Origin of the sequence: Pseudooceanicola lipolyticus (genome assembly GCF_002786325.1) — a bacterium.
GTDB classification, from domain to species: Bacteria; Pseudomonadota; Alphaproteobacteria; order Rhodobacterales; family Rhodobacteraceae; genus Pseudooceanicola_C; species Pseudooceanicola_C lipolyticus.
Genome location: NZ_PGTB01000149.1, coordinates 1 through 8868, shown reverse-complemented (window position 1 = coordinate 8868; position 8868 = coordinate 1). Strand labels below are relative to the sequence as shown.

10 protein-coding genes and 1 riboswitch are annotated in these 8868 nt (G+C 65.6%); of the genes, 6 read left to right on the top strand and 4 right to left on the bottom strand.

The window, feature by feature from the left end:
• Positions 1-40: 40 nt before the first annotated feature.
• The 4 genes from cobW to CVM52_RS20935 all read right to left on the bottom strand — a co-directional run bounded on the left by cobW (position 41) and on the right by CVM52_RS20935 (position 3298).
• On the bottom strand, positions 41-1078 hold the full coding sequence (gene cobW, locus CVM52_RS20950; protein ID WP_100164343.1) for a cobalamin biosynthesis protein CobW: 1038 nt from the start codon (positions 1076-1078) through the stop codon (positions 41-43).
• Positions 1075-1464 carry a DUF1636 family protein gene (locus tag CVM52_RS20945; RefSeq protein ID WP_100164342.1) on the bottom strand — a complete coding sequence of 130 codons (390 nt, stop codon included), beginning with the start codon at positions 1462-1464 and terminating at the stop codon, positions 1075-1077. Before CVM52_RS20945 ends, cobW begins: the two co-directional genes overlap by 4 nt.
• Positions 1465-1540: 76 nt before the next feature.
• Positions 1541-1753: riboswitch (cobalamin riboswitch) on the bottom strand.
• A gap of 25 nt (positions 1754-1778) precedes the next feature.
• A complete protein-coding gene (locus tag CVM52_RS20940; RefSeq protein ID WP_100164341.1) occupies positions 1779-2612 on the bottom strand; it encodes a GNAT family N-acetyltransferase in 834 nt (277 codons plus the stop codon).
• Complete coding sequence (locus CVM52_RS20935; protein ID WP_100164344.1) at positions 2609-3298, bottom strand: GntR family transcriptional regulator; 690 nt, start codon at positions 3296-3298, stop codon at positions 2609-2611. The genes CVM52_RS20940 and CVM52_RS20935 overlap by 4 nt, the downstream gene beginning before the upstream one ends.
• A 228-nt stretch (positions 3299-3526) precedes the next feature.
• Between CVM52_RS20935 and CVM52_RS20930 the strand changes: the two genes are divergently transcribed.
• From CVM52_RS20930 to CVM52_RS20905, 6 genes are all read left to right on the top strand, one after another.
• The gene (locus tag CVM52_RS20930) at positions 3527-4504 is read left to right on the top strand and encodes an ABC transporter ATP-binding protein (protein WP_100164340.1); all 978 of its coding nucleotides are present in this window, start codon (positions 3527-3529) and stop codon (positions 4502-4504) included.
• A gap of 27 nt (positions 4505-4531) precedes the next feature.
• On the top strand, positions 4532-5797 hold the full coding sequence (locus CVM52_RS20925) for an ABC transporter substrate-binding protein (RefSeq protein ID WP_100164339.1): 1266 nt from the start codon (positions 4532-4534) through the stop codon (positions 5795-5797).
• Between the two features lie 123 nt (positions 5798-5920).
• Positions 5921-6775 carry an ABC transporter permease gene (locus CVM52_RS20920; RefSeq protein WP_100164338.1) on the top strand — a complete coding sequence of 285 codons (855 nt, stop codon included), beginning with the start codon at positions 5921-5923 and terminating at the stop codon, positions 6773-6775.
• 1 nt (position 6776) lies between these two features.
• Positions 6777-7613 (top strand): ABC transporter permease, encoded by an 837-nt coding sequence (locus CVM52_RS20915; RefSeq protein ID WP_100164337.1) that lies wholly within the window; start codon positions 6777-6779, stop codon positions 7611-7613.
• Between the two features lies 1 nt (position 7614).
• The gene (locus CVM52_RS20910) at positions 7615-8259 is read left to right on the top strand and encodes an aspartate/glutamate racemase family protein (protein ID WP_100164336.1); all 645 of its coding nucleotides are present in this window, start codon (positions 7615-7617) and stop codon (positions 8257-8259) included.
• A gap of 110 nt (positions 8260-8369) precedes the next feature.
• Positions 8370-8868: tetratricopeptide repeat protein (locus CVM52_RS20905; RefSeq protein ID WP_133119916.1), on the top strand; the 499-nt coding region annotated here is incomplete at its 3' end.

Here is an 8868-nt window from a genome sequence, read left to right as displayed (position 1 = left end):
CCTCCGCAGCGTCAGCGATCAGCCTCCGCGCCACCGCCCCCTATCCCGCCAGCGCCGCGCGGATCGCCCCGGCGTCGATGTCGTCATGTTCGGCGATCACCACCAGCCGGCCCAGCCGCTCTTCGCCCGGCTTCCACGGCCGGTCGAACTGCTGGCGCACCCGCGCGCCCACCGCCTGCACCAGCAGGCGCATCGGTTTGCCCGCCACGGCGGCATAGCCCTTGACCCGCAGAATGTTGCGCTGTTTTGCCAGCGCCTCGATCCGTGCCACCAACTCGGCGGGATCGGCAAGCTCGGGCAGATCCACCACCACGCTGTCGAAATCGTCATGTTCGTGATCGTCGGCGCCGTCGTGATGCGACGGGCGCGCGGCCATGTCGTCTTCGGCGGCCGCTTCCAGCCCCAGGATGACGCGGGGATCGACCACGCCCTCGGCCACCTCGACCACCGGCAGCGGGCGCGGCGCTTCGGCGGCGATCAACTCGCGCGCCTTGGCCAGCCCTGCGGCCCCGGCAAGATCGGGCTTGGTCAGCAGGATGATATCGGCACAGGAAATCTGGTCTTCGAACACTTCCGACAGCGGCGTTTCATGGTCCAGCCCCTCGTCCGCGGCACGCTGGCGCTCGACCGCATCGACGTCGGGGGCGAACCGGCCCGCGGCCACCGCCTCGGCATCGGCCAGCGCGATCACCCCGTCCACGGTGATGCGCGAACGGATATCGGGCCAGTCGAAGGCTTTCAGCAGCGGCTTGGGCAGGGCCAGGCCGGAGGTTTCGATCAGGATATGTTCCGGCCGCGGCTCCAGCGCCATCAGGGCCTCGATGGTGGGAATGAAATCATCGGCCACGGTGCAGCAGATACAGCCATTGGCCAGTTCCAGGATGTTCTCCTCGGGGCAGTCGGGAATGGCGCAGGATTTCAGGATCTCGCCATCGACACCAACATCGCCGAATTCGTTGACGATCACCGCCAGGCGTTTGCCCTGCGGGTTCTGCATCAGGTGCCGGATCAGCGTGGTCTTACCCGAACCGAGAAAGCCGGTGATCACGGTGACGGGCAGCTTGGTGAGTTCGTTCATTCGGGCAACTCCAGAGGGGGGATCCGCGCGATGCAGTTCTTGCGGAAATGTTCGGGGCGCTCACGCCAGGGGACCAGGCCGTTATCGGTGGCGTGATAGCGGGCGGCACCGTCATGCACGACTGGCGCCAGGGTTTCGTCAAGCCGACCATAGACATAGGTCCAACGCCCGGCGCCGCCGCGCAGGACGACGGAGCAGCCCTGGTCGCAGTTGGAAAAACACTCGACCGCCCGCAGCTCCACGCCATCGGGCCAGTCCATCGCCGCCAGCGCGGCGTGCAGTTTCGCACCGGGGCGCAGCCCGTCGGGTCCGATCTCCTGCCCGGCGCGGCACGAGGTGCAGACCAGCAATTCGGTTGGTGCGGTGGCCGCGTCGCAATCCTTCACATCATCGCCCGTTCGTTCGGGACGGGGGGCAAGGCGAATCCGGCGCGGGACCCGTCCCCAGAACACCCCGTCTGGTTCACGTCATCAACTGCTGGCAGGTCTCCCGGCTTGCGGATGTCGGGGCGTTTTGCCCCGGCGATCGCCCTGCCTTCCCGGCCGGTGGCCAGTGGCAGTGGGCGACCTCTCCGGTCACGGTCGCGGGGGCGGCTGCGCTTGGACCTTTCGGCCCTGTCGCATTCCCTTTTCACCCGCGGCGTGAACCGCGGGCACCAGCGAGGGGCATCTGCGCAGCCGCGCCCGGTCTTGTCAAGCGCTCAGCCCAGTTCCATCGTGGCAATGGCCTGCAGCGCCGGGCCGGTCTGCGGCGGCGCGCCGCGATACATGCGGGCTGTGGCGAAAGTCTCGGCAAAGCCCTGCTTGCGCAGCGCCGATACCAGCGCCGCGTTGCCCTCGGGCACATCGATGATGGCCCGGCTGCCGCCGATCGCATCCAGCGCGGCGCGCGCCAGCGCCAGGGCGGCCTCACTGTCGGGTGCCACGATTGGCCCGATCTTGCAGCCCGCGCGGCACAGCCGGGCGGTGGCAAACCCGACGGGACCTTGGGCCGACCCCAGAACCACCGTCCGGCGCTGCGGTCCGGACGCGGTCCAGGCCGACAGAAACCGCGGGCGTTCCACCCCGTTGGCAGCCGAGTCGAGCGCCAGCAGGCGCGCGGTGTCTTCTGGCGTGGCGGCACGGTTATCCGGCGCCGCCTGCGGCGCCAGATCGCCTTCCAGGCGCAGCGTGGCGCCGGTCAGGACGAATCCCGACTTGGCGTAATTGGCCTGCTGCGCCGCCACCCCGTCCAGCCCGACGGTGCGGGTGCCGGCATGGGCCAGCGCATGCGCCCAGAGGGCATAGCCAACGCCCTGGCCCCGCCATTCCGGTCGGCAGAGATACAGGCCGAGAAAGGCAAAGCTGTCCGAGTGATTGACCACCGAAATCGCCGCAACCGCTGCGCCGTCCCGTTCGGCCAGGAAGAAGCCCTGCGGATCGGCGGCGTGGAAGGCGGCGGCATCGTCCAGCCCCGGGTTCCAGCCTTCGGCGGCGGCCCAGTCCAGCACCTGGACAAGATCCGCAGGCGCGGCGGTGCGAAAGGCCGGCGTCATTGGCCCAGGGCCTCGCGCAGGGTGGTCGGCGCCGACGTTCGGTTGCGCAGGTCCAACGAGGTGACGAGGTCGACCAGGTGGCTCTTCATCAGCTCTTCGGCCAGGTCACCGTCGCCCGCTGCAAAGGCATCGATCAGGGCGTGATGCGCGTGGCTTTCGCACAGCGCGGCGCGGCGGTGCCAGTACAGCGCAATGATCAGCGAGGATCGCGCGACCAGCTGGCCGATAAAGGCGGCGATGGTGTCCTGGTCGGCGATGCGGGCAATCTCGACATGGAATTGACCGGACAGGAACAGCGCGCGGCCCGGTTCGTCGGCGGCCAGCGCGGCATGTTCCGCCTCGATGTGGCGGGTCAGCCCGGACAGGTCGTCCGGCGTGATCCGCTCGGCGGCAGACCGGGCGGTGCGCGGCTCCAGCAGCGCGCGCGCCTCGAACACCTCGCGCGCCTCGCGCACCGAAGGCTGCGCGACAAAGGCGCCGCGATTGCGCTTGAGATCGACCAGCTTGTCATGGGCAAGAATCTGCAGCGCCGCGCGCACCACCGTGCGGCTGACCCCGAACACCTCGCCGACCTCATCCTCGGACAGCTTGGCCCCGGGCGTCAGGCGATGCTCGTGGATGGCCATGGCCAGCTGATCGGCAATCCCCTGGGCCCCGGCCTCCCGCATCTGCGCCATCTTTTCCATCATCATTCCCTTCCGGCCGAGTCTGCCCTTAGCAGGTTGGAACAACAAGGCCCCAGCATTGTTGGCAAGATCGTATACAATATTGCGCCAAATAATGTGCACACTCAGGCAGCTGCCGATCAAAATTGCGGCACCGCCAATTTTCCGCCCCGATCCGGCGCGAAAGCGCTGCGCGATTCGACGCGCTTGCGTGCAGCCTCACCGAAACCGATGCAGCGGACAGGGGCGATGCGGACCACACAGGATCTGGAACTGGTACATCTGACCAAACGCTATGGCGACACGGTGGCGGTGCGCGATATCAACCATGTGTTTGCGCCGCAAAGCTATGTCTGCCTGCTGGGCCCTTCGGGCTGCGGCAAGTCCACCACGCTGCGGATGATCGCCGGCCATGAAAGCGTGTCCGAAGGTGCCATCCTGCTGGATGGCAGCGATATTTCCACCCTGCCCCCGGCCCGGCGCGGCACCGCGATGATGTTCCAAAGCTATGCGCTGTTCCCGCATCTGAGCGTGCGCGACAATGTCGCCTTTTCGCTGAAGATGAAGGGCATCGACAAGGCACAGCGCCATGCCAAGGCCGACGAATTGCTGGAGCTGGTCGATATGGGCCACCTGGCCGAACGGCTGCCGGCGCAGCTGTCGGGCGGGCAGCAACAGCGCGTCGCGCTGGCGCGAGCCTTGATCACCGAGCCGCGGGTTCTGCTGCTGGACGAACCGCTTTCGGCGCTGGACCCCTTCCTGCGCATCCGCATGCGGGCCGAGCTGAAGCGGCTGCAGCGCGAGCTGGGCATCACCTTCATCCACGTCACCCACGGCCAGGACGAGGCGCTGGCGCTGGCCGACGAAGTGGTGGTGATGAACAACGCCGTGATCGAGCAGGCCGGCAGCGCCCGCGAGGTGTTCAACGCGCCCAAGACCGAATTCGTCGCCCGCTTCATGGGCGGTCACAACGTCGTCTCGCTGCCCGGCGGCGCCCGCTATGCGATCCGGTCCGATGCGGTGCGCCTGGCCGATGACGGTCATGCCGCCACCGTTACCTCGGTTGAATACCAGGGCGACCGGGTCGCGGTCACCACCCGGCTGGCCGACGAGACCGAAGTGGTCGCGCTGGTCGCGGAAGAGCAGTTTTTCGCACTGCCAAAATCCCCGGGCGAGGCCGTGTGCCTGGCCTGGGACGAGGGGCGGCAGCACCGCCTCCAATCCTGACACACTGTCCAACACGAGGAAGATACCATGTCGAAGATGAGATATTCGCGCCGTTCGATCCTGAAATCGGGTGCCGCCGCCGCCGCGGCCACCGCCCTGCCCGCGCCGATGATCTGGGCGCAGGAGATCAAGGACGTCACCCTGCGCCAGTTCGGCACCGGCGTGTCGAATCTCAACGATGTCGCGCAGAAGGTGAAGGAAGACCTGGGCTTCACGCTTGAAATGACGGCGCTGGATTCCGACGCGGTGACCCAGCGCGCCGCCACCCAGCCCGACAGCTTTGACATCGCCGATATCGAATACTGGATCTGCAAAAAGGTCTGGCCCACCGGCAACCTGCAGGCGATGGATACTTCCAAGATCGCCAATTACGACAAGATTGTCGGCATCTTCCGTTCGGGCAAGCTGACACCGGAAAGCGTGATCGCCCAGGGCACCGCGCCGCACACGGTCGGCTTTGTCGACGGCCCCGGCGGCACCAGCTTTGCCGCCGAGGAAACCGGCTGGATGACGCTGATCCCGACGATCTACAACGCCGACACGCTGGGCATCCGCCCCGACCTGATCGGCCGGCCGATCGAATCCTGGACCGAACTGCTGAACCCCGAGTTCAAGGGCAAGGCGTCGATCCTCGACATCTCCTCGATCGGCATCATGGACATGGCCATGGTCTGCGAGGCGATGGGCGAGATCGAATATGGCGACAAGGGCAACATGACCCGCGAGGAGATCGACAAGACCATGGCGATCTTCACCGAGGCCAAGCAGAACGGCCAGTTCCGCGCCTTCTGGAAAACCTTTGACGAGTCGGTCAACCTGATGGCCTCGGGCGAGGTGGTGATCCAGTCGATGTGGTCGCCGGCGATCACCGCGGTCAAATCGCGCGGCATCCCCTGCGTCTACCAGCCGCTGAAGGAAGGCTACCGGTCGTGGGGCGGCGGCATCGGCCTGTCCTCGTCGCTGTCCGGGCTCGAGCTGGACGCGGCCTATGAATATATCAACTGGTATCTCTCGGGCTGGGTCGGCGGCTATCTGATGCGGCAGGGCTATTACTCGGCGGTGCCGGAAACCTCGAAAGATTTCATGACCGAAAACGAGTGGGGCTATTGGTTCGAGGGCAAGGAAGCCACCGATGTCATCACCTCGCCCACCGGCGACACCCTGGCCCAGGCGGGCGAGGTGCGCGACGGCGGCGATTTCTACGAGCGCATGGGTCGCGTCGCCTGCTGGAACGCGGTGATGGACGAAAACCAGTACATGGTGCGCAAGTGGAACGAGTTCATCGCCGCGTAAGGCGTCTGAACCCGTGATTAGGGCCCGGGGGCGCATCGCCCCCGGCGCCATTGCCTCCCGGATCACTGGCGAGGCGATGGCATCTCCAAAGACTAATTTTGGCAACAGGAAGTGGCAGGCGCGATGCTGAAGAACCGGCATGTTCTGGGATGGCTGCAGGCGGCGCCATTGTCGCTGGTGCTTATCGGGTTCCTGGTGGCCCCGATCGTGATGATCTTCATCGTCAGCTTCTGGCAGGCGACCGAATTTTCGATCATCCCGGCCTTCACCCTGGAAAACTACGAATTCCTGTTCGGCTCGGAGGTGACCTATCGGGTGTTCTGGGCCACCTTCCGCTATGCCGCGATCACCTGGTTCTTCACCCTGACCATCGGCTTCACCGTGGCCTATTTCCTGGCCTTCCACGTCCGCAACCAGAACACGCAGATCGCACTGTTCCTGCTGTGCACCATCCCGTTCTGGACCTCGAACATCATCCGCATGATCAGCTGGATTCCGTTCCTGGGCCGCAACGGAATTGCCAATCAGACGCTGATTTCCTGGGGCGTGATCGACGAACCGCTGGAATGGCTGCTGTATTCCGATTTCTCGGTGATCCTGGCCTTTGTCCACCTTTACACGCTGTTTATGGTGGTGCCGATCTTCAACACCATGATGCGCATCGACAAATCGCTGATCGAAGCCGCGTATGACAACGGCGCCTCGGGCTTCCAGACGCTGACCAACGTGATCATCCCGCTGACCAAGCCGGGGATCATGATCGGCACCATCTTCGTGGTGACGCTGGTGATGGGCGATTTCATCACCGTGCGCTTCATGTCCGGCTCGCAGCGGGCCAATGTCGGGCGGCTGATCTCGAACGATATCGGGTTGCTGCAATATCCCTCGGCGGCGGCCACCGCGATCGTGCTGTTGTGCACGGTGCTGATCGTGATCGCGATCCTGCTGCGCTTCGTCAACATTCGCAAGGAGTTGTAAGATGGAACCGCGCCCGCGCAGCTTTTACCTGCTTGCCATTTTCTTCGGCCTGTTCGTCCTGTTCCTCTATGGCCCGACGATCACCATCGGCATCCTCAGCTTCCAGGGCCCCGGCGGCGGGCTGACCTTCCCGATGCGCGGGGTGTCGCTGCACTGGTTCCACGACCTGTTCCAGGAACAGGCGGTGGGCGACATCTGGGGTGCCTTCCGCCGGTCCTTGGCGCTGGGTCTGATGGTGATGGTGGTAACGGTGGTGGTGTCGGTGATGGCCGGTCTGGCCTTCCGCAAGCGCTTTGCCGGGTCTGGCCTGCTGTTTTACCTCGCCGTCACCTCGCTGGTGATCCCCTCGATCCTGATCTCGCTGGGCGTTGGGCTGATCTTCAACCAGCTGGGCTTCAAGATCCATTGGGCCACCAGCGGGCTGGGCGCGCAGCTGACCTGGACCCTGCCCTTCGGCCTGCTGATCATGTTCGCGGTGTTCAACCGCTTCGACCCCAGTTTTGAAGAGGCCGCGCGCGACCAGGGGGCGACGGCCTGGCAGACCATCCAGCATGTGATCCTGCCGATCATCGCACCCTCGCTGATCGGCGTTGCGCTGTTCGGCTTCACGCTGAGCTACGACGAATTTGCGCGCACCCTGCTGACCGCGGGCAGCTATAATACCCTGCCGTTGGAGATCTTTGGCATGACCACCAACGTGACCACTCCGGTGATCTATGCGCTGGGCACGCTGACCACGGCATTTTCCTTTGCCATCATCGCCGTGTTCATCCTGACCGTCTGGGTGATCGGCCGCCGGCGCGCGCGCCGGGGCTCGGATGCGGGCAAAGGCGTGTAAGGTGCGGCTGCTTTACCTCAACCCGAATTCCACGGAAGCGATGACGCAGAGCATGGTGGCGGCGGCGCAGGCGGCCGCGCCCTGGGCCGAAATCAGCGGCTGGACCAATGTCGACGGACCACCGGCCATCCAGGGGGCGGCGGATGGCGCTGCCGCGGTGCCGGGCCTGCAGGCGATGCTGCCCGAGGCGCGCGCCTTCGGCGCCGACGCCCTGGTGATCGGCTGTTTCGACGATACCGGCCTGGCCGAGATCCGTTCCGCCGCACATTGCCCGGTGATCGGCATCGGCCAGGCGGCCTATCACATGGCGGCGCTGTTGGGGCAGCGGTTTTCGGTGGTGACCACCCTGCCCGTCTCGGTCCCGGTGATCCGCGGCAATATCGACAGCTACGGTTTTGCGCTCAATTGCGTCTCGGTGCGCGCCAGCGGCTTGTCGGTGCTGGAGGTCGAGGCCGGCGGCAGCGCGGTGCTGGCACGGCTGGGCGAAGAAATCGTCCAAGCCGGTACCGAAGGCGCGCAATCGGTGGTGCTGGGCTGTGCCGGGATGGCGCCTCTGCGCAGCGCGCTGGCCGCGAACACCCCGGTTCCGCTGGTCGATGGCGTGGCCGCCGCCGCGCGGCTGGCCTCGGCCATGGTGCAGGACTAGCCCTCTATTTTTGCGTAGAAATTCGGCGATACCCGGCCTAATTCTACTAAAAGACTCAAATTTATTCTTTCGCCACTTGTCGCCGGAATCGGCAATCATAAATCTGTTACATGTCATGGCAAAATGATGAGCAGGCCACGCTGGGCCTATTGCGGCAGGGGCGGGCAAAAGCCGCCTATAAGGCCGCGAAAAAAGCCATGGCACAGCACAAGTCTCATCCGGTTTTTCCTAACCTCGCCGGGGTCGCGCTGTGCCTGTCCGAGCGGCCGCGCGACGGGCTGGGATATTTCCGCAAATCGCTGACGCTCGATCCCGGCTTTCACGATGCGCGCCGCAACCTGGCGCAGACGCTGATCCTGCTGGGCGAATACCAGCCGGCCGAGGCGCAGCTGGCGCGCCTGCTGGCGGCTCTGCCCGGCGATGCCGGCGGCTGGTATTTGCTGGCGCAGCTGCGGCTGAACACCGGCCAGTTGTCCGCGGCGCTGGAGGCGGCGGACAAGGCCATCGACCTGGCCCCCGGACAGGCGCGCCAGCACAACCTGCGCGGGTTGCTGCGCGACCGGCTGGGCCAACCCGCCGCAGCGCTGGAGGATTTCGAAAGGGCGCTGA

Coding starts and splice junctions, on each gene's coding strand:
- CVM52_RS20925 (WP_100164339.1), top strand. CDS start 4,532: ATGTCGAAGATGAGATATTCGCGCCGTTCGATCCTGAAATCGGGTGCC.
- CVM52_RS20920 (WP_100164338.1), top strand. CDS start 5,921: ATGCTGAAGAACCGGCATGTTCTGGGATGGCTGCAGGCGGCGCCATTG.
- CVM52_RS20935 (WP_100164344.1), bottom strand. CDS start 3,298: ATGGAAAAGATGGCGCAGATGCGGGAGGCCGGGGCCCAGGGGATTGCC.
- CVM52_RS20915 (WP_100164337.1), top strand. CDS start 6,777: ATGGAACCGCGCCCGCGCAGCTTTTACCTGCTTGCCATTTTCTTCGGC.
- CVM52_RS20930 (WP_100164340.1), top strand. CDS start 3,527: ATGCGGACCACACAGGATCTGGAACTGGTACATCTGACCAAACGCTAT.
- cobW (WP_100164343.1), bottom strand. CDS start 1,078: ATGAACGAACTCACCAAGCTGCCCGTCACCGTGATCACCGGCTTTCTC.
- CVM52_RS20940 (WP_100164341.1), bottom strand. CDS start 2,612: ATGACGCCGGCCTTTCGCACCGCCGCGCCTGCGGATCTTGTCCAGGTG.